The organism is Serratia sp. CoH_134_PS_4 (assembly GCF_058190535.1).
The window spans coordinates 1-202 of record NZ_JBXWKI010000062.1 but is presented as its reverse complement, the minus strand read 5'-3'; the positions used below and the strand labels follow the sequence as shown (position 1 = coordinate 202).

General features: G+C 50.5%; 1 tRNA gene. It reads left to right on the top strand.

The annotated features are described in order from the left end of the window. The first annotated feature begins 126 nt into the window (after positions 1-126). A tRNA-Arg gene (locus tag AC2FCQ_RS24735) sits at positions 127-200 on the top strand. Positions 201-202: the final 2 nt, after the last annotated feature.

The window sequence follows — 202 nt, the reverse complement described above, 5'->3', positions numbered from 1 at the left end:
CATCCATAGCTCAGCTGGATAGAGTACTCGGCTACGAACCGAGCGGTCGGAGGTTCGAATCCTCCTGGATGCACCATTCTTTCTGTCAACTTGTTGTATTCAAGCAGACAAACCAAAAATAGTAATGCATCCATAGCTCAGCTGGATAGAGTACTCGGCTACGAACCGAGCGGTCGGAGGTTCGAATCCTCCTGGATGCACC